Below are 26,829 nucleotides of genomic sequence, written 5' to 3'. Positions count from 1 at the left end.
GTCGCGGCCTCGCTTTCCGAAGCCGGGTTCGCGGCGTTCATTCGAGAGGGAGGAAACCATGGCGGATATCAGGGATGTCCTGATCGATCATCTCATCGACCGGCGGGCAGGGTGGAGCATGGGGTCGTATGGCGCCGTTGCGGAATTCCACCAGGATCCGGGCGAGTATCTGCAGGCCGATGCTCCCTCGCTTTTCGTCCGCGCCACACCGCGCGGCGCCATCCGGCTCGATGCCGATACGGTCGGGCAGATCGTGCCCTTCGCCTACGAGGCGCTGAGCTGCCGGCCGCAGCGCTGGAGTCATGGTGTGGCGCTGTGCCTGCCGCAGCGAGACGCGGCGATGAACGGTCGCAAGGCGCTGACCGAACTCGGCCCTGATACGGAAGCTGTGCGCGTGACGGACCGGGCGGCCATCCTCTTCGATCTCGGCCTTGCCCTGCCGCAATGCGATTTCTGTATCCGCACCGACGATCCCGCGCTGCTCGCCATCCTGCGCGCGCAGATCGGCCGCAGCCTGTTCGATCCGCACAATCCGGCGACGGCGGCCATCATGAAGGCGCATCCGCACCGCGTGGCGCTGACCCGACTCGGCCGCATCGAGGTGTTCCAGAAGATCGGCGGCCCGGATACCGGCGGCGTCTCACCGCCGGGGCCGCACACACATCTCCTGCCGCACCTCATCCGCTCGCGGCGCACCCATTCGGCCAACACGCCGATCCCGAAGTACCATGTGCCGCTCGGCTATCTGCATCCCGCCAATCCTGTCATGGACAGCCTGGGGCGCGATCTCGATTTCGACATCGACGACCATGCGCGCTTCCAGGATCTCTTTTCGCAGTTCGCGCGCCCGGACCTGCCCATCCTGCGCAAGGCGGTGCTGGATGGGCTGGCGCGGCGGGTGGAACCGGAATCCTTCCTCTCCCACACGGATCGGTTCAGCCGTGCGACGGTACGCATCACGCTGCGCCAGCAGGACAGGATGGCCCGGCGCTTCGGCGGCGGCTCCTATCTCGAACTGATTTCGCAATGGCGCGCCGTTCTCGACAGGGGCGTGGAGGGTATTGCGGCGGACGAAGACGCGCCCGGCCACGCGGAGACCGGCGCCGTCGTGTCGTTCCTGCCGCTCGCCGCGACGGGCTGAGCCGTCAAACGCCGTCGTCAACTGCGGGCAGGCCCGCGCCGAAACCGCGCAGCGCCCAGCGGCGTCCATCGCTCGACAGGTCGAGAAAGCCGAGCGGCTCTACATCGATACGCCAGACCGCCGTCAGCGGTGCGCCCACAACATGCGCGAAAACCAGCTTAAGCGGGATGCCGTGGGTCACGGCAAGGATGCGCCCGCCCGTGCCATGCAGGCCGTTGAGCCAGCCCGTGGCGCGTGTGGCCGCCGTCTCGAAGCTTTCCCCGCCATGCGGTGCCGCGGCCGGATCGGTCATCCAGTGCCGCAGTGCCTCTGGAAACCGCTCCGCGATCTCGTCTGCGGTCTGTCCGTTCCATGAACCATAATCGACATCGCGCAGCGCCGGGTAGGGGATCGGTGCGGCGGAAAAGGCCGCTGCCGTTTCGGCCGCAGAGGCTTCCGGCGCGCAGAACACCCGGTCGAAGGGCCGCAAGCTCTTGGCAAGCGCCGCCGCGCGGGCCGGCTCCTTCGGCAGGAGGCTATCACCGGCTGAGAACCGCGCCTGCCGGTTGGCAGCGGTGGCGCCGCGGCACAGCAGGGTGATGCGGGTTGCCCGGCTCGCTCGCGCTGCGGGCGCGTCTTCTGGCGTCGTCACGATCTGTCATGCTCCATGGCAGGGGCGCTCGGTTTTTCGATTGATAGTCGCATCGGCGCCGGTGGCCAAGCGGCTTTGAAAATCGCATTTGCGGCAGGCCGGCGACGGAAGGTGCTTCGCGCGCGAGGGCGGAAGATGCTATCAACGGTTCTCATTCGAAGACGGGAGACAGGCATGAGCGAGAACAAGGTAGCGGTGATTACTGCCGGTGGCAGCGGCATGGGCGCGGCCTCGGCACGGCGGCTGGCGGCAGATGGCTTCAAGGTGGCCATCCTGTCTTCTTCCGGCAAGGGCGAGGCGCTGGCCGCCGAACTGGGCGGTATAGGCGTCACCGGGTCCAACCAGTCCAACGACGATCTCAAGCGGCTCATCGACCTTGCCGTCTCGACCTTCGGCCGCATCGACGTGCTGGTCAACAGCGCGGGCCATGGCCCCCGCGCCGAGATCACAGCCATCACCGACGAGGACTGGCACAAGGGCATGGACGTCTATCTCATGAACGTCGTGCGGCCCGTGCGGCTGGTCGCGCCCGTCATGAAGGCGCAGAAGTCCGGATCGATCGTCAATATCTCCACTGCCTGGGCCTTCGAGCCGTCGTCGATGTTCCCGACCTCAGCCGTCTTCCGCGCCGGGCTTGCCGCCTATACGAAGATCTTCGCTGACACCTATGCGGCCGACAATATCCGCATCAACAATGTGTTGCCGGGCTGGATCGACAGCCTGCCGGGCACGGAGGAGCGGCGCGAGAGCGTGCCGATGAAGCGCTACGGCACGAGCGAGGAGATTGCTGCGACCGTCGCCTTCCTCGCCTCGGAGGGTGCCGGCTACATCACGGGCCAGAACATCCGCGTCGATGGTGGGCTGACGCGCTCCGTCTGACGGAACGCCGGGGCGTCAGGCAAGCGTGCCGAGCGGTATGAGCTCGCGCGCGCCGGGCGTCCAGGCTGCGCCCTGCCAGTCGCCATACCAGCGCTCGACCCGAAGACCGGCTTCTCCAATCAGCCTCTCCAGCTCTTCCCTGGTTGGAAAAGCGATGCGCGAGGCGGCGGACAGGCGCTGGCCGGTCTGCTCGATCTCGTAATGCGTTTCATAGGTCACGACGCCGGTCTCGTCGTCGAAAGCCGCATCGTTCCACGCCTGCACGGCGCCGAACCGGGGATGCGCGAGGCGGCGTCGCGATTCGTCCGGGCCCCATTCCTCCCATTCCCGGCAGGCGGGCTCGCGGCTGTCGAAGATGAAGCGGCCGCCGGGGGCCAGATGCGCGGCGATGGTGGTAAGCGCCGCACGCCGATCCTCCTGCGTGAGGAACACCTGGAAGGCGTGCCCCGTCAGCATGACCAGCGCGAAGCGCCGCCCAAGCCGCAGCGTGCGCGCATCTCCCTCGATGAATTCGACACGCGCCGCACCCGGCTTGGCGCGTGCGATTTCCAGCATGGCGGGTGCCGGGTCGACCCCGACGACCATCCTGTTGCCGGACAGCGCGACCGCCAGTTCCCCCGTGCCGCAGCCAAGGTCGAGCACGCTGTCAGCCTCGGCGGCGAGTGTCTGGCAGAAGGTGAAGTCCTCAGACCGGTCCCAGCCGTTTTCGAGATCGTAGAAATCGGCAAGGGCAGGGTCGTGGTAAAGGCGGTCTTCCATGTCTTCCTCCATGAAAAAAGGCCATGCGTCGCCGCATGGCCTTGTCATTTCTGCTGTGTCAGCCGCCCATCATTTCTGCGCGGCGTCGAGCACGGTTTCGCAGTGGCTCGGGCCGCCCTTCGGATCGACGCGGTCGGCGATCGCACGGATATTGGTGATCCGGTAGGCGTCGTTCACGGTCAGCTCGACGGAGCAGGACCGGCCCTTCGAGAAGCCGCCGCGCCACTTGTAAAGCGTCGTGCCGCCCGCGCTCGTGTCGGAAAGCGGAGGGCCATAAGCCGCGAAGAAGCTGCCGGCGGTCTTGCCGTTCCAGCGCGCTTGCAGCGGGTTCGTCGGAACGCTGACGGTGGTGCATGCGGTAAGGGCAAGCGCCAGGCCTGCCAGGAGTGCGATGCGGGAGTTCATATGTGCCATTTCCTTGGACTTCGTTCAGCCGTTCCCGGTGACTCGGGACGGGCCCCTGATTTCGCCATAGCGCAGTGCTCGCAAAAGGGGAATCACTCCCGCGCCAAGTTTGTGGTCATCCCCGGACATGGGGCGGGATACGTGCGGATTTGCAACAGTGGGATGCAACCGCCGGCCGGGCGCCAAGCGGCGTCATGGCCCGAACCGTAGGGAACCGACGTCTCAGAAATCGTCCATCAGGATAAAGGTGCATTCGGCGCGCTGATGGGCATTGATCTGCGGCACCAGCCGCCGGAAGTGTTCCGTCGCGCAATGGGCGTCCAGCGCGGCGCGGTCTGGCCAGGTTTCGATGAAGACGAAATGGCCGGGATCCTTTTGGTCGACATGCAGGTCGTAGCTGATGCAAAGCGGCTCCTGCCGCGTCAGCGCAACCAGCTCCTGGTAAAGCGGGCGAACGATCTCCAGCGCCTCGGGCTTGATGAAGTCCTGGGCAATCACTTTCAGCATATTGGCAATCCATTTACGGTGAGGGCATTGAATGCGGCGCGGTCGTCAACGCTTGGCAAAGAGATGGCTGGCCGTCACCAGCCCGATGACCGCCAGCAGCGCCAGGCTCCAAGGGAAGAGGCCGATCACGAAGGCGAGCAGGGCAAGACCGATACCGGCCGCCGAAACGCAAAGCAGTGCGGTTGCTATCGTCTGACGCGTCATCCACGCTCCCGATTCATGCGTTCGCCGCACGATAACAATCCGGGAAAACCTCGGCAACCGCCGCGGCTATCATCGCAATCTCGAAAGGGTTTCGGGAAACATTCAACCGCCTGATCTTCTAGCAGTTTCAGCTGGTCGGAGTGGAGTGATTCGAACACTCGACCCCCACGTCCCGAACGTGGTGCGCTACCAGACTGCGCTACACTCCGTGACCAGCGGCGCCTCTATAGAACAGGCTCAGCCGTTCGACAAGCGGAAAAGTTCAAAAAAATCCGCGATGTTGGGGAAAGCCCCGGGACGCCGCGGGATTTTTTTCGCGAAGCCTCGGACCGCAGGCCGGGGAGGGCGTTTACGCCTTTCGCGCGGTACGGCTCACGCGTGTCGCGAAACGGAAAAGCCGGCGTGCGTGGCTGGCCTTTGCAAGCACTTGTACCCGCCGCTGGTGGAACAAAATCGCGCAACGCGCATTTCCTGTTCAACGCAATAAAGGAAAGGAAACAACCATGGCTCGCGCTTTTATTCTCTGGTTGATGGGCGTTCCGCTCTTCGCAGTCCTGCTGATCTGGTACTTCTTCTTCTGAGGATTTTCGGATCGGCTGCCTGCAAGGCGGCAGGCCATTCCGGATCATGAAAGGCACCCTCGAACCAGGCTTGCTGGCGAAGGGTGCCTTTCTTTTTAGATGCCACATGTGGCAACGGCCAAAACGAAAAGCGGCGCCCGAGGGGCGCCGCTTTCGTATCGCCATGCGATGCCGGACTATTCGTCCAGATCGCCAAGGATTTCCGCCGCGCGGCCGACGGTGGTGTGGCGAATGTCCACATCCTGGCGGCGGCTTGCGAAGAGTTCGCTGGCCATGATCTTTTCAGCAAGATCGGCGGGCAGGGAGAGCAGCACGCGCTGGTCGTCCTTGTGGATGCCGCCCAGTTCCGAGCGCCGCCCCGTGATCATGCCGCCGGCCACCGTGTTGTTGGTGTCGGGGTCGATCAGGATGAAGGCGCCGGTCGTGCGGTTCTGCTCGTAGGTGTCGAAGATCGCCTGTTCGTCGAAGGTGAGATGAACCTTGCCGATGGCGTTCATGCCGAGACGTTCGGCGGTGCCCCACTTCGAGGTCTTCAGGTCGAGCTGGCTCACCGGCTCGATGAGTACGCGCTGGCGGCGTGAGCCGCTCTTCAGCCAGTAGCGCTTGCCCGGCTCGATGCGGTCGGGTTGCAGCGCCACGATCTGGGCGTCGAAGCCGCGGCCGGTCATCGGCTGGCTGTCGATGGCGACGATCATGTCGCCGCGCGACACGTCGACCTGCCGGTCGAGCACGAGCGTGATGGCATCGCCCGCGACGGCCGCGTTGCGCACGAGGTCGAAGGTCACGATCTTGGTGACGTTGGCGACCATACCGGACGGCAGGATCACCACGGAATCGCCCGGCTTCACCGAACCGCCGGCGACCGTGCCCTGATAGCCGCGGAAGCTTTCGCCCGGGCGCGAGACGCGCTGCACCGGCAGGCGGAAGCCGACCGTCTGGTTGGAGCGGGTCGTGGCCTTTTCCAGCGTCTCGACGAGCGTCGGCCCGTCGTACCAGGGCATGGCGGCACGGCCGTCATAGACGACGTTCTCGCCCTTCAGCGCCGACATCGGGATGGCGGTGATCTGCTTGACCCCGAGCGTGAGCGCGAATTCCTTGAAATCGTGCACGATTTCCAGGAAGCGGGCGCGGTCGTAGTTCGTCAGGTCGATCTTGTTGACGGCGAGCACGAACTGCCGGATGCCCATCAGCGAGGCGATGGTGGCGTGACGGCGGGTCTGCTCGAGAATGCCGGCGCGGGCATCGACCAAGAGCACAGCAAGGTCCGCCGTGGAGGCGCCGGTGGCCATGTTGCGGGTATATTGTTCGTGGCCGGGGGTGTCGGCGACGATGAACGAGCGACGGTCCGTCGAGAAGTAGCGATAGGCCACGTCGATGGTGATGCCCTGTTCACGCTCGGCCTGGAGACCGTCCAGCAGCAGCGCGAAATCGGGCAGGCCGAGATCGTTCTGCTTGCCGCTGTCGCGGTGCAGCGTCGCGGCCTGGTCTTCCTTGACGGCCTTGGTGTCCCAGAGCAGGCGGCCGATCAGCGTCGACTTGCCGTCGTCGACCGAGCCACAGGTGATGAGGCGAAGCGGGCGGGAATCGCGGATCGCGCGGGCCTGTTCAGCGACCGGCGCTTCGAGCGGAAGCGCTTCGGCGGTTGCGGTGGCGGAAACGGTCATCTCAGAAATACCCTTCGCGTTTCTTCTTTTCCATGGAGCCGGACTGGTCGCGGTCGATCGCGCGGCCCTGGCGTTCGGAGACGGTGGCCGTCTCCAGCTCGGCAATGATGTCGTCGAGCGTGGTGGCGTTGGAGCGGATGGCGCCGGTCAGCGGGAAGCAGCCGAGCGTGCGGAAGCGTATGACGCCTTCCTGGCGCACTTCGCCGGGCAGCAGTTCCATGCGGGGATCCTCGGCCATGATCATCATGCCGTCGCGCTCCACATAGGGGCGCTTCTTCGCGAAGTAGAGCGGGACGATCGGGATGTCCTCGGCCTGGATGTAGCGCCAGATATCGACCTCGGTCCAGTTGGAGAGCGGAAAGGCGCGCACGCTTTCGCCCTGCCGGATCATGCCGTTATAGACGTTCCACAGTTCCGGGCGCTGGTTGCGCGGATCCCAGCGATGATCGGGCGTACGGAACGAGTAGATGCGCTCCTTGGCGCGCGAGGCTTCCTCGTCGCGGCGCGCACCGCCAAAGGCGGCATCGTATTTGCCGGCGTCCAGCGCCTGGCGCAGCGATTCCGTCTTCATGATGTCGGTATAGAGAGCCGAACCATGCGTGAAGGGCGTTACGTTCTCGGCCGCGCCGCGCGGATTGATGTGCTCGATCAGGTCGAGATCGTATTCCTTCACGATGTTGTCGCGGAAGGCAATCATCTCGGCGAACTTCCAGCCGGTGTTGACGTGCAGCAGCGGGAAGGGCACGCGGCCGGGATAGAAGGCCTTGCGCGCCAGATGTAGCAGGACGGAACTGTCCTTGCCGATGGAATAGAGCATAACGGGGCGCTCGAATTCGGCAGCGACCTCGCGGAAGATATGAATCGCTTCGTTTTCCAGCGCCTTGAGGTGCGGATCGAGCGGCGGCTTGTGCGTTGCGTTCTGCTTCGCTTCCGCCTCGTTACGGATGTCGGACATGGAAATTCTAAACTCCGGATGGGGCGCCTTGGGAGGGCGGGTGTCTGTCAGGCGGCGCTCGGGGCCGGGATGGTGGATGCGGTGGCCTCGTGGACGTGCAGGCCGCATTCGCGCTTCTCGTCGTTTTCCCACCACCAGCGGCCGGCACGCTCGGGCTCGCCGGGCTTGATGGCGCGCGTACAGGGCTCGCAGCCGATGGAGGGATAGCCGCGGTTGTGCATCGGGTTCACCGGCACGGCGTTGTCGGCGACATAAGCCTTGATGCGGTCGATGTCCCAATCCGCCAGCGGATTGATCTTGATGAGATTGCGATCGGCATCGAATTCGGCGAAGGGCGTGTCCGCGCGGTTGCCGGACTGGCCGCGGCGCAGGCCGGTGATCCAGAAGGATGCCCCTTCGAGTGCGCGCGCAAGCGGCTTCAGCTTGCGCACGCCGCAACAGGCGTGGCGGGCTTCGACGCTATCGTAGAAGCCGTTAAGACCATACTTCGCCGCATAGGCGTCGATATCGTCCTGTGCGGGAACGTAGCGGGCGATGGTGATGCCGTACTGGCCCTCGGTCTCGTCGATGAGATCGACGGTTTCCTTGAAGAGACGCCCCGTCTCCAGCGTCACGACATCGATGGCAAGCCGCTCGGTGCCGATTACCGCGGTGATGACCTGATCCTCGATGCCGAGACTGGTGGTGAATACGGCGCGGCCGCCCAGCTCGGCGACCAGCGCAAGCCGTCCGGCAAGATCGAGGCTTGCAAGTTTGTCATTAAGGGCCTGCGCGGTCCCGTTTCCGGTGAGAGCAGTCATTGCGTCCATGCCTTTGCGAAGAGTTGACGGATTATCGCAGGAGCAGGGACGCCGAGACAGCAAAACAGGTTTCTCAAAAGTCTGCGCAGGAGCAAATATCTCTCCATTCGCCAAGAAGAGAAGAAATACTGCCGCACCGCCTCGGAAAGCGCTTTATTTCTTTATATTCTACATAAATAGTAGAAAATTATGGTTGCGCGAGACTATAGTTGGGCCTGCGATGAGGATGCGGCCGTCACCGTGCGGGTGCCCGCTCGACATCGGCCCGCTGGTTTGCGCGGTTGGCGCGGATCGAGTCGGCAATGAAGGCGCGAGACAGACCGTGATACAGCGGCTCGGATGAGATGAACCGTGCGGCGATGTAACCGAGCATGGAGGCGGCCATCAACGCGATGACGCTCTCCCGGCTGTCCGACATTTCCAGGATGATGACGAACGCCGTCATGGGCGCCTGGACCACGCCGGCGAAATAGCCGGCCATGCCGACGAGCGCGCCCAGCGATATGCTGGCGCCCAGCAAGGTTGCCACGGTGCTGCCGAAACCGGCGCCGACGGAAAGCGAGGGGGCAAAAATGCCACCGGGAATACCCGACATCATGGAAATGAAGGTGGCGGCAAGCTTCTCAAGGAAGAAGAAGGGCGAGGGGGCCGTGCCTTCCACGGCTGCGCGTGCCTGCTCGTAGCCCGTGCCGAAGGTCGCACCGGAAGACAGGATGCCGAGCAGCGCGATGGCAAGCCCGCTTGCGCCGGCGAGCATCAGCATGCGGCGGCGGATATCGGGCTGCGCCCAGCGCTTGATGCGCCGCGCGCCGCGCAGCGCCGCCGTGCTGAAGATCGCCCCGATAAGCCCCCCGCCGATTCCGCAGATCATGACCATCCACCAATCGGAGGCGTGCAGTGTGGTGGATGGTGCGCCGCCGAAATAGGTATAATTGCCGTTGAGGCCGAGCGCGGCGATGCCGGCGAGGATCACCGCGGTCAGCACCGCGCCATTGGTGCGCGATTCGTAGCTGCGGCTCATTTCCTCAATGGCGAAGACGATTCCGGCGAGCGGCGTGTTGAACGCTGCCGCAATGCCCGCCGCCGAACCGGCGAGAATCAGCCCACGGGCCTGCTCGACACCGCCCCACCGCGCCGCCTGCAGCATGATCGAGGCACCGACCTGAACAGTCGGCCCTTCGCGACCGATGGAGGCGCCCGACAAGAGCCCAGTGATCGTCAGCACGATCTTGCCGACGGCGAGTTTGAGATTGAGCAGCCGCGCGCGGTCTTCACGATCATGCAGATGCCGCGCGGCGATCGCCTGCGGAATGCCGCTGCCCTGCGCGTTCGGAAAGAACTGCATGGCCAGCCAGGCGCAAAGCACGAAGCCGAGCGGCGTGATGACAAGCGGCAGCAGGAAGGTCCATTCCCCGGCTGTGCGCGCGGTGCTGAACAGATGTTGGGCGACATCGGCAAGCCGTGCAAAGCCGACGCTGACGGCCCCGATAGCCAGAGCGCCCAGCCAGAACACCAGGCGCATGCGCCAAACCTGATAGGAACCCCACATCGCGCGGCCGCGGCGCAGGAGTTTCGATTTGCTGTAATATCGCGACATGGCGGCACACTGTCACGTCCGTCACACGGGGGACAAGACGCGAGAACAAATTTTCCCGCATCTGGTCCCAACGATGCGGCCTTTACCGGTCGCTGACCGCCGCGCGGGGGTTGACCCAGGGTTCCTGGTTGGAACGGGCGAGCGGCTGGCGGCCGAGGATGTGGTCGGCCGCCTTTTCGCCGGTCATGATCGACGGGGCGTTGAGGTTGCCGTAGGTCACATGCGGGAAGATTGAGCTGTCAGCCACGCGCAGACCGTCGATGCCGATAACGCGGGTTTCCGGATCCACCACCGCCATCGGGTCGCTTGCCTCGCCCATCCGGCAGGTGCCGCAGGGGTGATAGGCGCTTTCCAGATGCTCGCGCAGGAACGCGTCGATCTCGTCGTCGGTCTGCACCTTCTCGCCCGGCTGGATTTCCGGTCCACGGTAATCGTCGAAGGCCTTCTGGCTGAAGATCTCGCGGGTCAGGCGCACGCAGTGGCGGAACTTCGCCCAGTCTTCCTCGTGGCTCATATAGTTGAAGCGGATGACCGGATCCGCCATCGGATCGGCGGACCTGAGCGTCACGTTGCCACGCGATTTCGACAGGTTGTAGCCGACATGCACCTGGAAGCCGTGGCTCTTGGCCGCCGCCTTACCGTCGTAGGAGATGGCGACGGGCAGGAAGTGATACTGGATATCAGGTTGCTTCAGCCCCGCCGCCGAACGCAGGAAGGCGCAGGCCTCGAACTGGTTGGAGGCGCCGAGCCCGCCCTTGGACAATAGCCACTGCGCGCCCGCCACGCCCTGCCAGAACCATGGCAGCCAGGAATAGAGCGAAACCGGCTTGGTGGAAATCTGCTGGAAATAGAATTCCATATGGTCCTGAAGGTTGGCGCCGACGCCCGGCCGGTCGACCTTCACTTCGATGCCCATATCCTTCAGGTGCTGCGCCGGGCCGATGCCGGAGAGCATGAGCAGCTTGGGCGAGTTGAAGGAGGAGGCAGAGACGATGACCTCCTTGTTGGCCCGCACCACCTCGACCACGCCGCCACGCTCGATCTCGACGCCGACGGCGCGGCCGTTCTCGATGACGATCTTGCGCGCGAAGCACCGCACCAGCGAAACGTTCGGCCGCTTCATGGCGGGCCGCAGATAGGCATTGGCCGCCGACCAGCGCCGGCCGTTGTGGATCGTCTGCTCCATCAGGCCGAAGCCCTCCTGCTTGGAGCCGTTGTAATCCTCGGTCATTTCGAAGCCGGCCTGCTGGCCCGCCTGGATGAAGGCGTGGAACAGCGGGTTTGTCATGGGACCGCGCTGAACGTGCAGCGGCCCGTCGGTGCCGCGCCAGCCGGTCTCGCCGCCATGCGAGGTCTCCATGCGCTTGTAGTAGGGCAGCACGTCCGCATAGGCCCAGCCGCGCGCGCCCAGCTCTTCCCAGCGGTTGAAGTCCTCCGCATGGCCGCGCACATAGACGAGCCCATTGATGGAGGACGACCCGCCCATGACCTTGCCGCGCGGCGCTGTGATGCGCCGGTTGTTGAGGTTGGGCTCGGGCTCGGAGAGATAACCCCAGTTATAGCGCTTCATGCTCATCGGCCATGCGAGCGCCGCCGGCATCTGGATGAACGGCCCGATATCCGAGCCGCCATATTCCAGCACCATGACCGTATGCTTGCCATCTTCCGAAAGCCGGTAGGCAATGGCCGAACCGGCCGAGCCGGACCCGATGATGATATAGTCTGCGTTCTGCATGGTTGAGCCCCTAGAATTCTCGCGTTCGGCAAGCCCCCTCATCCGGCTGCCGCCACCTTCTCCCCGAGGGGGAGAAGGCTATTGTCGCACCGCTTTCGTCCCTTCTCCCCCTGGGGAGAAGGTGCCCGAAGGGCGGATGAGGGGGGATCTGCTATCTCAATACGGCGCCTCGACCTTGCCCATCGACACGTAAACCGTCTTCAGCTCCGAATAATGTTCCAGCGCGGCGAGCGAGTTCTCCCGCCCGAAGCCGGATTGCTTGGAGCCGCCGAAGGGGATTTCCACGGGGGCGAGGTTGTAGGTGTTGATCCACAGCGTGCCGGCCTCCAGCTGGTCGACGACGCGGTGGGCGCGGGTGATGTCGGACGTGAAGACGCCGCCGGACAGGCCGAACTCCGTGGCATTGCCGCGTTCGATCACCTCGTCTTCATGATCGAAGTCGAGCACGCACATGACCGGCCCGAAGATCTCTTCGCGCGCGATGGTCATGTCGTCGGTGACGTCGGCGAAGACGGTCGGCTGGATATAGGTGCCTTCGGCCGAAACGTCGTTCGGAATGCCGCCGCCGGTGACGAGCGTCGCGCCCTCGGCCTTGCCCTTTTCGATATAGTCGAGAACCTTGTCACGCTGCGCCTTCGAGACCATCGGGCCGAGCTGGGTCGCTTCGTCCAGGGGATCGCCGATGACGATCTTTTCCGTGCGCTCTTTCAGGCGCGTCAGGAACTGCTGCTTGATACCCTTCTGCACGAAGACGCGGGTGCCGTTCGAGCAGACCTGTCCTGTCGAATAGAAGTTGCCGAGCATGGCGCCGCCGATGGCGCTTTCGAGATCGGCATCGTCGAAGACGATGAGCGGCGACTTGCCGCCGAGCTCCATCGTCACGTGCTTGAGGTCGGAAGCCGCAGCCCCCGCCACCTTCTTGCCCGTCGGCACGGAGCCGGTCAGCGAGACCTTGGCGACGTCCTTGTGGTTGACGAGCAGCGGCCCGGTCGAACGGTCGCCTTGGATGACGTTGTAGAGCCCCTTCGGCAGGCCGGCTTCGATCAGGATCTCGGCGATCTTCAGCGCGCCGAGCGGCGTGTTCTCCGAAGGCTTGAAGACCATGGCATTGCCGCAGACGAGCGCCGGTGCGCCCTTCCAGCAGGCGATCTGCTGCGGATAGTTCCAGGCGCCGATTCCGACGCACACGCCCAGCGGCACGCGCTTGGTGAAGGCGAAATCCTGGCCGAGGGGGATGTAATCGCCGTTGAGGCCCGCCGCCGCGATGCCGCCGAAGAATTCGAAGGCATCCGCCCCGGAGGTCGGGTCGGCGACGATGGTTTCCTGGATCGGCTTGCCGGTGTCGAGCGTTTCGAGTTCCGAGAGTTCGCGGTTCCTCTCGCGCATGATCTCGGCGGCGCGCTTGAGGATGCGGCCGCGCGCCGTCGGGCTCATCGCAGCCCATTCCTTCTGGGCGCGCCTGGCCGACGCAATGGCCTTCTCGACGATGGCGGGCGTTGCCGCATGCAGCCTGGCGATCACCTCGCCGGTGGCAGGATAGATGCTCTCGAAGGGCGTGCCGGCGGCATCCTCGATATATTCGCCATCAATGAAGTGCGAGGCTTTCGGTTGGGCTCTCATGTCATTCTCCCCGCGGGTAGCGTTTGGATTCCTCGAGATTGTCGAGGTTCATGTGGTTGCGCATATAGCGTTCGGATGCCTTTTGCAGCGGCTGGTGATCCCATGGATAATAGCTGCCGTTGCGCAGCGCCTCATAGACCACCCAGCGCCGCGCCTGGCTTTCGCGCACGGCCGCGTCGAAGGCGGCCATGTCCCAGCGCGCCTCGCGCATCTGCCGGAAGGCGTCGAGCGTCGCCTTGACGACGCTGTCCTCTGATGCCGCGAGATTGTTGAGTTCGTGCGGATCGGCTTCCAGATCGTAGAGCTGCTCGGGATCGAGCTCGCAATGAATGTATTTCCACTTGCCCTCGCGGATGCCGACGATGGGCGCATAGGAGGCTTCGGCGGCATATTCCATCAGCACGGGCGTCGTGCGCTCCGCGCCGTTGATGACAGGCAGCAGGCTCTCGCCATCCGTCCACGGCATCACCGCGTCCATGGAAATACCGGCGAGGTCGCAGAGCGTCGGCGTCACGTCGAGATTCGAGGAGGGGGCAAGATGCAGGCCGGGCGCCACGCCGGGACCTGATATCATCAAAGGCACGCGGGCCGAGCCCTCGAAGAAGTTCATCTTGAACCACAGGCCGCGCTCGCCCAGCATGTCGCCATGGTCCGAGCAGAACAGGATCAGGGTGCGGTCCAGCATGCGCGTGCGCGTCAGCGTATCGACGAGTTCGCCGACCTTTTCGTCGAGATAGGAGATGTTGGCGAAATAGGCCTGGCGCGAGCGGCGAACATGCTCGCCCGTGATGGCGAACTTGGCGTAGTCGCAGGAATGCAGGATGCGGGCCGAATGCGGATCCTGTTCCTCCAGCATGCCGACCTCGGGCAGGAGGTGTTCGCAGTCCTCGTAGAGGTCCCAGAATTTCTTGCGCGCCACATAGGGATCGTGCGGATGGGTGAAGGAAACGGTGAGGCACCAGGGGCGCCGCGCCTCGTCGTCGTTCTCGCGCGAGAGCTGATAGAGCTTCTGGTTGGCGAGGAAGGCGACCTCGTCGTCATATTCCATCTGGTTGGTGATCTCGGCGACGCCGGCGCCCGTCACCGACCCCATATTGTGATACCACCAGTCGATGCGCTCGCCCGGCTTGCGGTAGTCCGGCGTCCAGCCGAAATCGGCCGGATAGATATCCGTCGTCAGCCGCTCCTCGAAACCGTGCAGCTGGTCCGGCCCGACGAAGTGCATCTTGCCCGACAGTGCCGTGTAATAGCCGGCGCGGCGCAGGTGATGTGCGAAGGTCGGGATCGAGGAGATGTATTCGGCCGCATTGTCATAGACCTGCGTGCGGCTCGGCAGCTGGCCGGCCATGAAGGAGGCGCGGGCAGGGGCACAAAGCGGCGAGGAGGTGTAGTTGTTGCGAAACCGCGCCGAGCGTGCGGCAAGCGCCTTCATGTGCGGCGCATGCAGCCAGTCCGCCGGACCGTCCGGGAATAGTGTCCCGTTGAGCTGGTCGACCATGATGATCAGGATATTCGGCTTGGCGGTCACGGACAGGTCCTTGCGTGAATGAAACGTTGGTCTCGAATGTCTATCGCGGCTGTGTGACGGGTGCGCGTTTGCCCGCGTCGGCGGAGGCAGCACCCGCGACAGAGGCAAGCTGTGCGTCCACGTAACTCTCCGTCAGCGCGATGGAGGATTCGATGCTGACGGGTGCGGAGCGAAGGCCCTGCCGAAGATAAAGGCCATCGATCATCGCCGCCGCGCCATCGGCGATGGCGGCGGCCTCCTGGGGCGCGCAAAGGCGCTTCAGGCTCGACAGCAGGTTGGAATTCAGCCGCCGCGCATAGACGACGAGAAGGCGCCGCACCTCTTCCGACCGATGCGCCTCGGTATAGAAGGCAAGCCACGCCGCCACCGTCTCCGGCGCGAACTGGTGCGCCTGGAAATTGACGCGGACAACAGCCGAAACCCTGTCGCGCGGCGTGGCAGCCTGCCGGAGCGCCGCCACGGCATCCTCGCGCAAGGTGCGCAAAAGGCTGCGGATCGTCTCGATGACCAGCTGTTCCTTGGAGCCGAAATAGTGATGGGCAAGCGCTGGCGAGACACCGGCATGACGGGCGATTTCCGACATGCTGACGGTGAGCGAGCCATGGTCGCCGACAGCCCTCAACGTGGCGTCCACCAGCGCCTTGCGGCGCAAAGGCTCCATTCCGACTTTGGGCATGACGGTCTCCTGACTTTCATCAAGAATATTTTTAATTGATCGATCAATCAATAAAAAAGTTTGGCTTTCCGTCCGCAATCAGATGTCGTGACGCGCCGGTTTTTCGTGTTAGGGTCAGGCGCGTTCTCATCTGTTTTTCGAGGTGCATCATGGTCCTCTCCCCTGGAATGAACCCCCTCTCCGAAGTGCGTGCGAAATGGGGCTGGTTCGTCGCCCTTGGCGTCGTCCTGCTCGTTTTCGGCGGGATCGCCGCGGCCAATCTCTTCATCGCCACCGTCGCCTCGGTCTATTATGTCGGCATGCTGATGATCGTCGGCGGCGCGGTGCATCTGGCCCATGCATTCCAGGTAAAGGCGTGGCGCGAGACGATCGCCTGGGCGCTCAGCGCGCTGCTCTATCTTGCCGCCGGTGTGCTCGCCTTCGTCAATCCCATCCTGACATCGGCGGTGCTGACGCTGCTGATGGCATCGGCACTGCTGGTCGCGGGCCTCTTCCGCATCTTCGCGGCGTTTCGCGTACGGCCGGAAAGCGGCTGGGGCTGGCTCCTGGCCGGCGGTATCGTCACGGCGCTGGCCGGCATCGTGTTCTTCCTCGGCTGGCCGGTCAACAGCCTCTGGCTGCTCGGCCTGTTCCTCGCATTCGACCTCGCCATGCAGGGCTGGGCGCTCATCGCCTTCGGTCTCGCGCTGCGCAAATAGGCGTCCGACGGCCACCCACCGCCCGGAATGGCGCGCCGGGCGGCGTTTGACAGGCCGAGGTGACACAGCCTAGAAATTCCTGCGTGGGATGGGGATGGCGTTGCCCGACAACCGCCGTCGAGCGGCTGATCGCGCCTGCCGGACCGTCCAGCGATGGCCGTCGGAGGGCGGTTCCTATTGTCCGGATGTCGAAACAGCCTACCCGTGAGGCAGCACGCATGAACTATCTAATCGTCTTTCTCGGCGCGGGCATCGGCGGCGCGAGCCGTCATGGCGTCAATGTGCTGGCCGCGCGGCTGGTCGGCACGGCCTTTCCGGCCGGCACGCTGGTCATCAACGTGCTCGGTTGCCTGCTGATGGGCCTGATCGCCGGTTTCTTCGCGTTCCGGGGGCATCTGCCGCAGGAAGCCAGGCTGTTCCTGACAACGGGCATTCTCGGCGGCTTCACCACCTTCTCCGCCTTTTCGCTCGATGCCGCCCTGCTGTGGGAGCGCGGCGATATGGGCCTAGCCGTTCTTTACGTGCTGTCGTCAGTCATTTTTTCCCTGCTCGCCGTCGCGGCCGGGCTTGCGCTTTCGCGCGCTTTTCTCGCGGGCGTTTAAGACACCACAAGCCTGAACGTCGCCATGCCGCGCTTTCAGGGGCGTTGCGGCGCAAAGCTGGCTAAATAAGAATATTCTTCTTCAACTTATTGTAGTCGTTGAAGTTTCATCAAACCGTCACACTGGCGAAACGCTTTTTTCAGAGATGTGGATGGACACTTCCGGCAAAATCGATGCTCCGGAGTTTCCGAATGTCCGCCGCCGAATTGCTAGCCCTTCGTCGCTTCGGCGATGGTGAGATCGTCACCCTTGCCAAGCTGGTGATCGAAACGGCATTTCAGCCGATCGTCGAAGCCGCGACCGGCTCGGTCTTCGGTTACGAATCCCTCATGCGCGGTTTCGACCGCCTCGGCTTCCAGTCGCCGCTCGATCTCATCGACCGGGCGCACGACGCCGGCCAGCTCATGGCGCTGGAGCACATGGTCAACAGCCGGGCGATTGCCGCTTTCGCGGCACTGCCGGATTTTCGCGCGCGCACGCTGTTCATCAATCTCGATTCCCGCCTCGTGTCCGAGGGATCGGTCCTGGTCGATCGCCTCGCCGGCCATCTCCAGCGCGCCGGCATTCCGGCGTCCTCGATCTGCTTTGAAATCTCCGAACGCTTCGACAACGATACGCTGCCGGACTTCGCGCTTCTGGTGCGCAAGCTGCGCCTTGCCGGCTTCAAGCTCGCCATCGACGATTTCGGTGTCGGCCATAATGGCCTGAAGCTCTTGTGCGATCACCCTGTCGATTATCTCAAGATCGACCGGCATTTCATTTCCGGCATGGAGGCCGATGCACGCAAGCGCCACCTCGTGCGCCACACCGTCAACGCCGCCCATGTGCTGGGCACCCGTGTCATTGCTGAAGGCGTGGAGACGGAAGCGGAGTTCATCGCCTGCCGTGACGCTGGCTGCGACCTCGTGCAGGGCTGGTTCATCTCGCGGCCGGTCACGGACTTCTCGGCGCTGAGCCCGGTCTATCCGCAGGTCGATCGCGCCGGCGGCATCCGCCGCAATTCCCGCACGCTCGACAGCATCCTCATCCGCCGCGAGATCGAGCAGGTCGCGGTGCTGCGCGAAAACGAAAGCCTGGAATCCGTCTTCGAGTGCTTCCGGCGCGATCCCAAGCGCACCTTCTTCCCGGTGCTGAATGCCAATGACGAGCCGCGTGGCATCCTGCACGAATATCATGTGAAGGAGCTGAGCTATCATCCCTTCGGCCGCGATCTCCTGAAGAACAAGCTCTACCAGAAGGGCCTCTCGCACTTCGTCACGACAGCACCCATTGCCGATCTCGATACGCCGGCAGAACAGCTGCTCGACGTGTTCACCGGCATGGGCGGCAACGAATGCGTCATCCTGACCGAGCGCATGCGCTATGCCGGCATCCTTTCGGCATCGTCGCTGCTCAAGATTATCAACGAGAAGCGCCTGAAGACGGCCGAAGACCAGAACCCGCTGACCGGCCTGCCCGGCAACCGCTCGATCCGCGATTACCTGCAGGACAAGGCGCTCGACGGCGACCAGCTGCGCTGCCTGTGCTATTTCGATTTCGACAATTTCAAGCCGTTCAACGATCACTACGGCTTCCACAAGGGCGATACGGCGCTCTCCCTCTTCGCCTCGCTGCTGCGCCGTGAATTCGTCGGCGACGATGCCTTCATCGGCCATGTCGGCGGCGATGATTTCTTCGCCGGCGTTTCCGGCCGGCCCGTTGCGGATGTCCGCGTGATCCTGGAGCGCCTGCTCGCTGATTTCAGCCGCGAAGTGCGCCTGTGCTATTCGCCGGAGGATCAGCTGGCCGGTGAAATTCGCGGCCATGACCGCGCGGGGCAGGCGGCGCGTTTCCCGCTCATGCGCTGCTCGGCCGTCGTGCTTGTTGTGCCGGAGGGCGAGATCATCAGTGATGCCGGACAGATCAGCAGTCTGATCGCGACGCTGAAGGCCGATGCCAAGGGCAGCGAGGCAGGACTTGTCCTGGCGTCGACATCAGCCCATGGTGAGCCGCCGGCCGCGCTTTGAGGTTGCCGGAGCCTTCCTGAAGCTCCGCGAAAACATTCGCAAACCGGAGCAAGCGATTCAAAGGATTCACGCTTTCGGCTAGAATCGCTGCAACAAGACAGACAGCGCAAACGACCGGGAGGTTTCCATGCCCCATCCAAGTTCCATGCTCCATGTCGGCCTGAACGGCTTTGGCGGACCGGAGGCCATGGTCGTGACGGAAGGCCCCGTGCCGCAGCCGAAGGATGGTGAAATCCTCGTGCGCGTCGCGGCGGCCGGCATCAACCGCCCGGACGTTCTCCAGCGCAAGGGCGAATATCCGCCGCCGCCGGATGCCAGCCCCATCCTCGGGCTGGAGATCGCCGGCGAGGTCGTGGAAGTCGGCAAGGACGTGAAGGGCTACGCGCCGGGTGACATGGTCTGCGCGCTCGCCAATGGCGGCGGCTACGCGCAATATTGCACGGTGCCGGCCGGCCAGGCCCTGCCGTTTCCGAAAGGCTATGATGCGGTGAAGGCGGCGGCGCTGCCGGAGACCTTTTTCACCGTCTGGGCGAACCTCTTCATGATGGCCGGGCTGAAGGAAGGCGAGAGCGTTCTCATCCACGGCGGCTCCAGCGGCATCGGAACGACGGCGATCCAGCTTGCATCCGCGCTGGGCGCGCGCGTGTTCACGACGGCCGGGTCGGCGGAAAAGTGCGAGGCCTGTCTTGGCCTGGGCGCCAGCCGCGCCATTAATTACCGGGAGGAGGATTTTGTCGCGGTCATCGCGCAGGAGACGGGCAAGGCCGGGGTCGACGTCATTCTCGACATGATCGGCGCCGCCTATTTCGAGCGGAATCTGAAATCCCTCGCCCGTGACGGCCGTCTTTCGATGATCGCCTTCCTCGGCGGCGCCGTGGCGGAAAAAGTCAATCTCGTTCCCATCATGACGCGCCGCCTGCATGTCACGGGCTCGGCCATGCGCCCGCGCAGGGCGGCGGAAAAACAGGACATCCGCGATGCCCTTCTGGCCACGGCTTGGCCGCTTCTGGAGGCCGGGCGCGTCGCCCCCGTCATCCATGCCGTCATGCCGTTCGACAAGGTTGCGGACGCGCACCGGATGATGGAAGAGGGCGATCACATCGGCAAGATCGTGCTGACCTTCTGATAAACCAGAGCATGTCGAGCCGAAGCGGAATCGCTTCGGCGTTGGACGATGTGGGAAATATGCTAGGACTCGGCCCGCTCGATGCGGTCGCGGCCGAGATGCTTTGCGCGGTAAAGCGCCCGGTCGGCGCGCTCGAACAGATCGTCGGCAGCGTTGCCGCAATATTCGGCGACGCCCGCTGACATCGTATAGGTGCAATCAAGGCCGGGCTGCGGCTCCTCGCGCGGCAGGTGGCGGCGCAGCCGCTCCATCGCGGCCGTCGCCTCGCTGAGGCTGGTGTCGGGCATCAGCACGAGGAATTCCTCTCCGCCCACGCGCGCGAGCATGTCGCCGCCGCGCAGATGCTGCCTTCCGGTGGCCGCGAAATGGCGCAGCACATCGTCGCCGCGGGCATGGCCGTAGCGATCGTTGATCGATTTGAAATGATCGAGATCGATGAGCGCGAGCGACAGCGGCGTGCAATTGTTGAAGGCATGCTGCATGGCTGCATCCACCCGTTCCATGGCCGCCCGACGGTTGAAGAGGCCGGTCAGCTGGTCCGTGTCCGCCGCGTGCCTCGCCGCTTCATGCGCGCGCTGAAGCACCTGCTCGTGCGATTTCAGAAGCGTGATATCCGTAAAGACATGCCACAGCCAGCCGCCCGGAAGCAGCGTCTCGTCCGCCTGAAGCCAGCGCTCATCGCTGGTCTCGATTTCGAACACACGCTGCGGGCTGCTGCGCCGCTTTGTGCGCGCCATCGCCAGAAAGTCCTCGATCGGCGCATCCATCTTGGGGCCTACACGCTCCAAATAACAGTGGCGCATGATATCGGCGAAGGTACGCGCGTCGGGCTGCACGTCGAAGAGCAGCTTGAAAGCGGTCGATCCGTAGGACAGTTCGTCATCCGGCGAAAACAGTGCAAAGGCGACGCCGGAGGCCTCGAGCCCGGAGAGAATGAGGCCTGTGGTTGCGCTGTCGCGTAAAAGCGCCGGCGGAAGAATCGTCTCCAACGGTGTCTCGCCGCCATGCTCGATCCATCCTTGCGGGATGTTTTCGCTCATTTTTTCCTCCAGCGACAGAATCGCCGCCTGTCGATGAAGATAGGGGCGCTTTGCCTCAGAGGCGAGCAATGTCGTGATTGCGCCCCGCGTTTGTCGTTAATACGCTATAAATTTAGACTCTTTGTGGCCCGTTCTGGCACGGCACTCCGCTCAGATTCCGATGCGGCCGATGGCGGGGATCTTGATGGCCGGGCGCATCAGGTCGACGCCCGCGACAAGGCCCATGATGTGCAGTTCCAGGCCGCTACGCAGGCCGGCGGAAACGCCGAGAAGCCCATAGAGCGTGGCATGCACGTCCTTGCCGTCGGGGTCGAGCGCGAACAGCTTGCCCTCGGGCAGGTAGTCGCGCCCCACAGCGTCCGGCGGCAGCACCACGCCGAGTTCCGGCACGGAACGCAGCACATGCGCAACGAAGGTGTTGGAATTCGGCCCCGGCCAGATGCGGTAGGCGCCGGGCGTCGCATAGGGATAGTCGGCAATGGCCTTCTCGATCTTCGGGATCAGCCGTGCCGCCTCGTCGCCGCTGACGGACACCACCACGCGCGGCGTGTTGGAGTACCAGTAGGCGTCCGGCGCATAGCCGTTCTTGCGTACGGGCGTGCCCCAGCCGACCTTGTCATAACGGTTGTAGCTTGCCGCATTCGCCTCCTTGGTGACGATCCAGGCATGGCTGGCGACCGCGCCCTTCATGCCGCCCGTCGCGGCGGAGAAGATGTGGATCGTCGCCTGCGCGGTGTCCTTCGCGGCCGGCAGGATGCCCGCGGACTTCCAGCTGGCCTCGCGCCAGCTGTGCGGCCGGTCCTTGATGTACCAGTAGCCCGCCGAGGCCAGCGCCGGCATGAGATAGATGACCAGGAAGAGGACAAGGACGTTCCTCAGAAGTTTCATGCGGGGCGTCTCCGAAAATCGCGTGTGCGAAACCGTGTTTTCGGATAATACCGCACCGGAAACCGGAAATTTGAGGGCATCATCATGGCAAACCCCGTCCTTGTCGAAGTCACGCGCGGCAATCTTGTCGAAAGCCGCCATCGCGGCATGGTCGTCGTGGTCGACGGCGATGGTAAGGTGGTGTTTTCGCAGGGCGATGTCGAGGCCGGTGTTTTCCCGCGCTCGGCCTGCAAGGCCATGCAGGCGCTGCCTCTCATCGAGAGCGGTGCGGCCGATGCCCATGCCTTCGGCAATCAGGAACTGGCGCTGGCCTGCTCTTCGCATAACGGCGAGGCGGCCCATGCGAGGCTTGCCGGCACGATGCTGGCGGCGGCCGGCGTGGATGAAAGCGTGCTGGAATGCGGCGCGCACTGGTCTTTCGAGCAGCCCGTCCTGATCAACCAGGCGCGCCTGCTCGATCGTCCGAGCGCCCTGCACAACAATTGCTCCGGCAAGCATGCCGGCTTCGTCTGCGCCGCCTGCCACACCGGCAAGGATCTCGAGGGCTATGTGCGCTACGAGCATCCGGTGCAGGCCGAAATCCGCGGCGTCATGGAAAGCCTGACCGGCGCGGCACTCGCCATCGACAATTGCGGCGTCGACGGCTGCTCCATTCCCACCTATGCCGTGCCGCTGAAGAGCCTCGCACACGGCTTCGCGAAGATGGCGACGGGCGCGGGCCTTGCGCCCGAGCGCGCGAAGGCCTCGCGCCGGCTGATCGAGGCCTGCATGGCCGAGCCGTTCTTCGTCGCCGGGACCGGCCGCGCCTGCACGCGCCTCATGGAAACCGCGCCCGGCCGCATCTTCGCCAAGACGGGCGCCGAGGGCGTATTCTGCGCCGCCATTCCCGAACAGGGCATCGCGATTGCGCTCAAATGCGAAGACGGCACGACGCGCGCCGCCGAAAGCATGGTCGCCGCCACGCTCGCCCGCTTCTTCACGGAAGAGCCCGATATCCACGCCGCGCTGATGGCGCAGGCCAATCGCTCGATGTCGAACTGGAACCGTATCCATGTCGGCGATATTCGCGTGACGGATGCGCTGGTCGCCTGACCGCTGATTTTTTCAGCGCGGCTTGTCGGCAAGGCATGGGCCGTTACGTCCTTGTGGCATGACGGGGTGATCGCGCCCCGCCGCGCAACGAACAAGGAGGGCATCCATGCGCATGATCTTCGTCAACCTGCCCGTCAAGGATCTGGCCGCCACGCGCCGTTTCTTCGGCGCGCTCGGCTTTTCCTTCAACGAACAGTACAGCGACGACACGGCCGTCTGCATGGTCGTGGACGAGAACATCTACGTCATGCACCTGACGGAGGAGAAGTTCGCCCAGTTCGTGACCGGCAAGGTCGGCGATCCCGAACAGCAGACTCAGGTCCTGACCTGCCTTTCGGCCAGCAGCCGGCAGGAGGTCGATGATTTCAAGGCCAAGGCGCTCGCCGCCGGCGGCCGCGAATGGAAACCGAACATGGAGTTTGGTCCAATGTACGGCTGCTCCTTCCAGGATATCAGCGGCAATGTCTGGGAGATCATGTATATGGACCAGACCGGCGGCTGAGCCCGCCTGTCGAAAGCACGAGGCCTGCGCTGGAAACGACGCAGGCCTTTGCATATCCGCGTGTCAGGCGGGGCGTCTGCCGCAGCCCTCCGCCACGTCGCGCGGACGAAACAGGCCAAAGGGCAGGTCGCCCAAGGCGCGGCCGTCCATCGCGCTGATATCGGGATGGGACAGTGGGTCGCGCGCCCAGATCGGCGCGTCCGACCCGTCGGTTTGCGTCCTGAACATTTCTGTCAGCCTGGAGAAAATCTTGAACATTGAATTCTCCCTTCTATGCGTTACTATTGGTGATGGCTGATAATCGCGCTGAAGTATCGAGATCGCAATCGAGTAGTTCGTGAGAAGATTATAGAAAATCTATATGAAGAATCTCAACCAGGTGCATCTGAACGGCCTGCGCGCCCTTGAAGCCGTGGGCCGGCTCGGCTCGCTTCAGGCGGCGGCCGACGAGCTTGGCGTCACGGTGGGCGCCGTCAGCCAGCAGGTCATCAGGGCAGAGGAGCAACTGGGCCGCCCGATCTTCGACCGCACCGCGCGCGGGCTGCGCGAGACGGCGTTCGGCGGGCCGTTTCTTGCGACGCTGTCGGCGGGCTTTCGCCAGCTGTCCGAGGCGGTCGCCACCACACGGCGCAGCGACGATGCCATCCTGACCATTTCCGTTGCGCCGATCTTCGCTTCGCGCTGGCTCATCCACCGTATCGACCGCTTCGCCGCGCTGCACCCCGATATCAGCCTGCGCATCGAGGCGACGACCATGCTGGTTGATCTCGCCCGTTCCGATGTCGATCTGTGCATTCGCGTCGGGCCGGGCGGCTGGCCGGATGTGAAGGCGGAATATTTCCTGCCGCAGGTGCTGTTTCCGGTCTGCGCGCCGGCGCTGGCGGAAAAGATCAGGACGCCGAAGGATCTCTCGGAGCAACCGGCAGTCGTCGATGGCAACGAGGCCTTCACGTGGGAGCGCTGGCTGGAGGCCGCGGGCCTTGGCGTGCCGCCGCCCCGGGCGCGGCACGTGTTTTCCGATGCCTCGCTGTGCCTCGATGCTGCCATGGCCGGGCAGGGGGTGCTGCTCGCCTTTCCGGTCCTCGCCTCCTGGGCGCTGCGCGAAGGGCGGCTGGTCGCGCCATTCCCCATCCGGGTGGAAACCGGCATGGGCTACTATTTCGTGACGGCCCCGGGCGTGCCCGAGCTGCGCAAGGTCGCGGTCTTCAAGCAATGGCTGCGCGCCGCCATGGCCGAGGATGAGGATGGCTTTGCCGGTGCCGTTATTCCAGCTCGCCGCTCCGCGTCTCCATCATCGCCTTGAAGGCCGGCCGCGACTGGCAGCGCGCAAGCCATGCCTTCACATTCGGCGCGGCGTCGAACAGCGCCGGCTGGCCCATCGCATAGCGGAAGACCTCCGCAAGGTTGAGGTCGGCCACCGTGAAACGGTCGCCGACGACATGGCCCGTTGCGGCAAGATGCTGGTCGAGTCGCTGGAAGCCACGCGCCAGCGCTTGCGAAGCCTTGGCGATGACGCTGCGGCCTTCCTCGCTGTCCTGCGCGCCGGTATCGAAGGCCAGCACGATCTTCACCGCATGCGGCTCGACTTCCGTGGCGGCCCACATCGTCCATTGCAGCATCTCGGCCTCCTCGGTCGCGGTCTGGCCGGAGAGCGGACCGCCGTGCTTGCGGGCGAGATAGAGGTTGATGGCGAGTGATTCCGTCATGACGAAACCGCCGTCGTCGATGCAGGGGACGAGCCCGGTCGGATTGACGGCAAGAAAGTCCGGCGACTGGGTGTTGAGCGGCGCATCCGCCGAAAGCGGGTCTGCGACACGCCGCGCCTGCACGACGGGGACGGACACGAAGGGCAGTCCGAGTTCGCCGGCCAGCCAGTAGTTGCGCGAGGCGCGGGAGCGATAGACGCCGTAGATGGTAAGCATGGACACTCCTGGGTAGGGTTGGTTTGCACGAGAGCAAAGAGTTCAGTTCGCCGCCGGGCTGAAACGGCGATATCGATCCTGCCGCACCATAGGCGAGGGGCGCGCGCCGAAGTAGCGTGCTGGCCTGATCGTCCCATGAATTGTCGTGATGGCTGCCCGCTTTGTCGCATTGACCTTGCTCCGACACGAGGTTAAGGCCGAAGGATCCGCTGTCGCGGATGGAGACGAACGATGACGGGACGCATGACACGCTGGGCTGTTTGCCTGCGCATTCTTTGCGCAGTCGCCCTGCTGTTCGTCGGTTTCGCCCATCAGCCGGCGGCAGTCGGCCAGCCCACTATCCTCGAGCTTGCCGACTATGTCCTGCCGGATGGCAGCATGGCCGACCTGTGCATCGGCAACACGGTGGATGGCAAGGCCAAGCACACCGGTCCCGTCAAATGCGAGGCCTGCCGCATCGGTGGCGCGATGCTGATGCCGCAGCCGGCCGATCTTGCCGGCATGGCGCTGGCCTATCGCGTCGTCGCCGATCGTCCCCTCGTGACCGAGTCGCTGCATTCCAGGCGTGATCGCCCCGGCGCGCCGCCGCGCGCACCACCCTTCCTGTCCGCCTGATCTTCTGCCCGTGTGCCGGCTTGCGCCGTCGCGCGCCTGAAACCGGCCTGACAGGCCTTCCTTACCCGCACTGTGTCGACTGCCGTCATGGCCGCCGTTGCGGGCCTCCAATTCCGATCCTGAACCACAAAGGACACCGTCATGAAACGCATCCTCGCAACCGTCGCCGCCCTCGCACTCTCGGCAGGCGTCGCATTCGCCCATGATTACAAGCTGGGCGATCTGGAGATCCATCATCCGGCCTCCAAGGCAACGCTGCCCGGCCAGCCCGTCGGCGGCGGCTTCCTGACCGTCACCAACAAGGGTGGCGAGGCCGACCGCCTCGTCTCCATCACCGCGCCTGATGTGTCTGATGACGTGCAGCTGCACGAAATGGCTGTCGAGAACGACGTGATGAAGATGCGCCAGCTGACGGACGGTATCGAGATCCCGGCTGGCGCCACCGTCGCGCTCAAGTCCGGCGGCCTGCATGTGATGTTCATGAGCATCAAGCGCCCCTTTAAGGAGGGCGATAGCTTCAAGGCGACGCTGAACTTCGAGAAGGCCGGTGCGGTCGATGTCGACTTCAAGGTGGAAGCGGCAAAGCCCGGTTCGGGCGCGGGCGAAGGGCACAACCACGGCGGCTGAGTTGCAATATGAAAGCGGACGAGGGAGCG

The 26,829-nt window shown here is 64.3% G+C and carries 28 protein-coding genes, 1 tRNA gene and 1 riboswitch; of the genes, 11 read left to right on the top strand and 18 right to left on the bottom strand.

Features of this window, described 5'->3' with window-relative positions; all coding sequences use genetic code 11:
- Window positions 1–58: 58 nt before the first annotated feature.
- Window positions 59–1,141: a hypothetical protein gene (locus tag MNR02_RS12570; protein ID WP_241947019.1), complete on the top strand. Its 1,083-nt coding sequence runs from the start codon at window positions 59–61 to the stop codon at window positions 1,139–1,141.
- Between the two features lie 4 nt (window positions 1,142–1,145).
- On the opposite strand, the gene MNR02_RS12565 is transcribed toward MNR02_RS12570, so the two are convergent.
- Window positions 1,146–1,772 (bottom strand): histidine phosphatase family protein, encoded by a 627-nt coding sequence (locus MNR02_RS12565; RefSeq protein ID WP_241947018.1) that lies wholly within the window; start codon window positions 1,770–1,772, stop codon window positions 1,146–1,148.
- 174 nt (window positions 1,773–1,946) lie between these two features.
- On the opposite strand from MNR02_RS12565, the gene MNR02_RS12560 reads away from it, so the two are divergent.
- Window positions 1,947–2,651, top strand: coding sequence for an SDR family oxidoreductase (locus MNR02_RS12560; protein ID WP_241597640.1), 705 nt, complete (start codon window positions 1,947–1,949; stop codon window positions 2,649–2,651).
- 15 nt (window positions 2,652–2,666) lie between these two features.
- Here MNR02_RS12560 and MNR02_RS12555 read toward each other — a convergent pair whose 3' ends face one another.
- The 13 genes from MNR02_RS12555 to betI form a co-directional block, all read right to left on the bottom strand.
- A complete protein-coding gene (locus MNR02_RS12555; protein WP_241947017.1) occupies window positions 2,667–3,410 on the bottom strand; it encodes a class I SAM-dependent methyltransferase in 744 nt (247 codons plus the stop codon).
- 69 nt (window positions 3,411–3,479) lie between these two features.
- Window positions 3,480–3,815, bottom strand: a complete 336-nt coding sequence (locus MNR02_RS12550) for a hypothetical protein (protein WP_241597634.1) — start codon at window positions 3,813–3,815, stop codon at window positions 3,480–3,482.
- Window positions 3,816–4,037: 222 nt separating this feature from the next.
- Complete coding sequence (locus MNR02_RS12545; RefSeq protein ID WP_241597630.1) at window positions 4,038–4,322, bottom strand: putative quinol monooxygenase; 285 nt, start codon at window positions 4,320–4,322, stop codon at window positions 4,038–4,040.
- Between the two features lie 45 nt (window positions 4,323–4,367).
- The gene (locus MNR02_RS12540; RefSeq protein WP_241597627.1) at window positions 4,368–4,526 is read right to left on the bottom strand and encodes a hypothetical protein; all 159 of its coding nucleotides are present in this window, start codon (window positions 4,524–4,526) and stop codon (window positions 4,368–4,370) included.
- A 132-nt stretch (window positions 4,527–4,658) separates the two neighbouring features.
- A tRNA-Pro gene (locus MNR02_RS12535) sits at window positions 4,659–4,735 on the bottom strand.
- A 548-nt stretch (window positions 4,736–5,283) separates the two neighbouring features.
- Window positions 5,284–6,771: a sulfate adenylyltransferase subunit CysN gene (gene cysN, locus MNR02_RS12530; RefSeq protein ID WP_241947016.1), complete on the bottom strand. Its 1,488-nt coding sequence runs from the start codon at window positions 6,769–6,771 to the stop codon at window positions 5,284–5,286.
- Between the two features lies 1 nt (window position 6,772).
- A complete protein-coding gene (gene cysD, locus MNR02_RS12525; RefSeq protein WP_241947015.1) occupies window positions 6,773–7,726 on the bottom strand; it encodes a sulfate adenylyltransferase subunit CysD in 954 nt (317 codons plus the stop codon).
- 47 nt (window positions 7,727–7,773) lie between these two features.
- Window positions 7,774–8,526, bottom strand: coding sequence for a phosphoadenylyl-sulfate reductase (locus MNR02_RS12520; protein WP_241947014.1), 753 nt, complete (start codon window positions 8,524–8,526; stop codon window positions 7,774–7,776).
- A 235-nt stretch (window positions 8,527–8,761) separates the two neighbouring features.
- Complete coding sequence (locus tag MNR02_RS12515) at window positions 8,762–10,123, bottom strand: chloride channel protein (protein WP_241947013.1); 1,362 nt, start codon at window positions 10,121–10,123, stop codon at window positions 8,762–8,764.
- 82 nt (window positions 10,124–10,205) lie between these two features.
- Window positions 10,206–11,858: a choline dehydrogenase gene (gene betA / locus MNR02_RS12510; protein WP_241947012.1), complete on the bottom strand. Its 1,653-nt coding sequence runs from the start codon at window positions 11,856–11,858 to the stop codon at window positions 10,206–10,208.
- Between the two features lie 156 nt (window positions 11,859–12,014).
- On the bottom strand, window positions 12,015–13,478 hold the full coding sequence (gene betB / locus MNR02_RS12505; protein ID WP_241947011.1) for a betaine-aldehyde dehydrogenase: 1,464 nt from the start codon (window positions 13,476–13,478) through the stop codon (window positions 12,015–12,017).
- Between the two features lies 1 nt (window position 13,479).
- Window positions 13,480–14,976, bottom strand: coding sequence for a choline-sulfatase (gene betC, locus MNR02_RS12500; protein ID WP_241948874.1), 1,497 nt, complete (start codon window positions 14,974–14,976; stop codon window positions 13,480–13,482).
- A gap of 70 nt (window positions 14,977–15,046) precedes the next feature.
- Entirely contained in the window at window positions 15,047–15,682 is a 636-nt protein-coding gene (gene betI, locus MNR02_RS12495; protein ID WP_241597585.1) for a transcriptional regulator BetI, read from the bottom strand.
- 149 nt (window positions 15,683–15,831) lie between these two features.
- Between betI and MNR02_RS12490 the strand changes: the two genes are divergently transcribed.
- From MNR02_RS12490 to MNR02_RS12475, 4 genes are all read left to right on the top strand, one after another.
- Window positions 15,832–16,380, top strand: a complete 549-nt coding sequence (locus tag MNR02_RS12490; protein ID WP_241597583.1) for an HdeD family acid-resistance protein — start codon at window positions 15,832–15,834, stop codon at window positions 16,378–16,380.
- A gap of 81 nt (window positions 16,381–16,461) precedes the next feature.
- Window positions 16,462–16,525: riboswitch (Fluoride riboswitch) on the top strand.
- Window positions 16,526–16,598: 73 nt separating this feature from the next.
- Window positions 16,599–16,982 carry a fluoride efflux transporter CrcB gene (gene crcB / locus MNR02_RS12485; protein ID WP_241947010.1) on the top strand — a complete coding sequence of 128 codons (384 nt, stop codon included), beginning with the start codon at window positions 16,599–16,601 and terminating at the stop codon, window positions 16,980–16,982.
- 191 nt (window positions 16,983–17,173) lie between these two features.
- Window positions 17,174–18,988, top strand: coding sequence for a bifunctional diguanylate cyclase/phosphodiesterase (locus tag MNR02_RS12480; protein WP_241597580.1), 1,815 nt, complete (start codon window positions 17,174–17,176; stop codon window positions 18,986–18,988).
- A gap of 127 nt (window positions 18,989–19,115) precedes the next feature.
- A complete protein-coding gene (locus MNR02_RS12475) occupies window positions 19,116–20,114 on the top strand; it encodes an NAD(P)H-quinone oxidoreductase (protein WP_241947009.1) in 999 nt (332 codons plus the stop codon).
- Between the two features lie 62 nt (window positions 20,115–20,176).
- On the opposite strand, the gene MNR02_RS12470 is transcribed toward MNR02_RS12475, so the two are convergent.
- On the bottom strand, window positions 20,177–21,154 hold the full coding sequence (locus MNR02_RS12470; RefSeq protein WP_241947008.1) for a sensor domain-containing diguanylate cyclase: 978 nt from the start codon (window positions 21,152–21,154) through the stop codon (window positions 20,177–20,179).
- 150 nt (window positions 21,155–21,304) lie between these two features.
- Window positions 21,305–22,042: a DUF3750 domain-containing protein gene (locus MNR02_RS12465; RefSeq protein ID WP_241947007.1), complete on the bottom strand. Its 738-nt coding sequence runs from the start codon at window positions 22,040–22,042 to the stop codon at window positions 21,305–21,307.
- 84 nt (window positions 22,043–22,126) lie between these two features.
- On the opposite strand from MNR02_RS12465, the gene MNR02_RS12460 reads away from it, so the two are divergent.
- Complete coding sequence (locus tag MNR02_RS12460) at window positions 22,127–23,134, top strand: asparaginase (protein WP_241947006.1); 1,008 nt, start codon at window positions 22,127–22,129, stop codon at window positions 23,132–23,134.
- Between the two features lie 106 nt (window positions 23,135–23,240).
- Window positions 23,241–23,636: a VOC family protein gene (locus MNR02_RS12455; protein WP_241947005.1), complete on the top strand. Its 396-nt coding sequence runs from the start codon at window positions 23,241–23,243 to the stop codon at window positions 23,634–23,636.
- Window positions 23,637–23,699: 63 nt separating this feature from the next.
- Here the strand turns inward: MNR02_RS12455 and MNR02_RS12450 are convergent, their stop codons facing one another.
- Window positions 23,700–23,894 carry a hypothetical protein gene (locus MNR02_RS12450; protein ID WP_241947004.1) on the bottom strand — a complete coding sequence of 65 codons (195 nt, stop codon included), beginning with the start codon at window positions 23,892–23,894 and terminating at the stop codon, window positions 23,700–23,702.
- Window positions 23,895–23,997: 103 nt separating this feature from the next.
- Between MNR02_RS12450 and MNR02_RS12445 the strand changes: the two genes are divergently transcribed.
- Entirely contained in the window at window positions 23,998–24,939 is a 942-nt protein-coding gene (locus MNR02_RS12445) for a LysR substrate-binding domain-containing protein (RefSeq protein WP_241947003.1), read from the top strand.
- On the opposite strand, the gene MNR02_RS12440 is transcribed toward MNR02_RS12445, so the two are convergent.
- Window positions 24,899–25,558, bottom strand: coding sequence for a glutathione S-transferase family protein (locus MNR02_RS12440; RefSeq protein WP_241947002.1), 660 nt, complete (start codon window positions 25,556–25,558; stop codon window positions 24,899–24,901). The genes MNR02_RS12445 and MNR02_RS12440 overlap by 41 nt on opposite strands.
- Window positions 25,559–25,789: 231 nt before the next feature.
- Between MNR02_RS12440 and MNR02_RS12435 the strand changes: the two genes are divergently transcribed.
- Window positions 25,790–26,173 carry a hypothetical protein gene (locus tag MNR02_RS12435; protein ID WP_241947001.1) on the top strand — a complete coding sequence of 128 codons (384 nt, stop codon included), beginning with the start codon at window positions 25,790–25,792 and terminating at the stop codon, window positions 26,171–26,173.
- Between the two features lie 141 nt (window positions 26,174–26,314).
- Window positions 26,315–26,800, top strand: a complete 486-nt coding sequence (locus MNR02_RS12430; RefSeq protein ID WP_241947000.1) for a copper chaperone PCu(A)C — start codon at window positions 26,315–26,317, stop codon at window positions 26,798–26,800.
- The last annotated feature ends 29 nt before the right edge of the window (window positions 26,801–26,829 follow it).

The organism is Shinella sp. H4-D48 (assembly GCF_022637395.1).
Classification (GTDB): domain Bacteria; phylum Pseudomonadota; class Alphaproteobacteria; order Rhizobiales; family Rhizobiaceae; genus Shinella; species Shinella sedimenti.
This window is presented reverse-complemented; position numbering and strand designations above follow the sequence as displayed.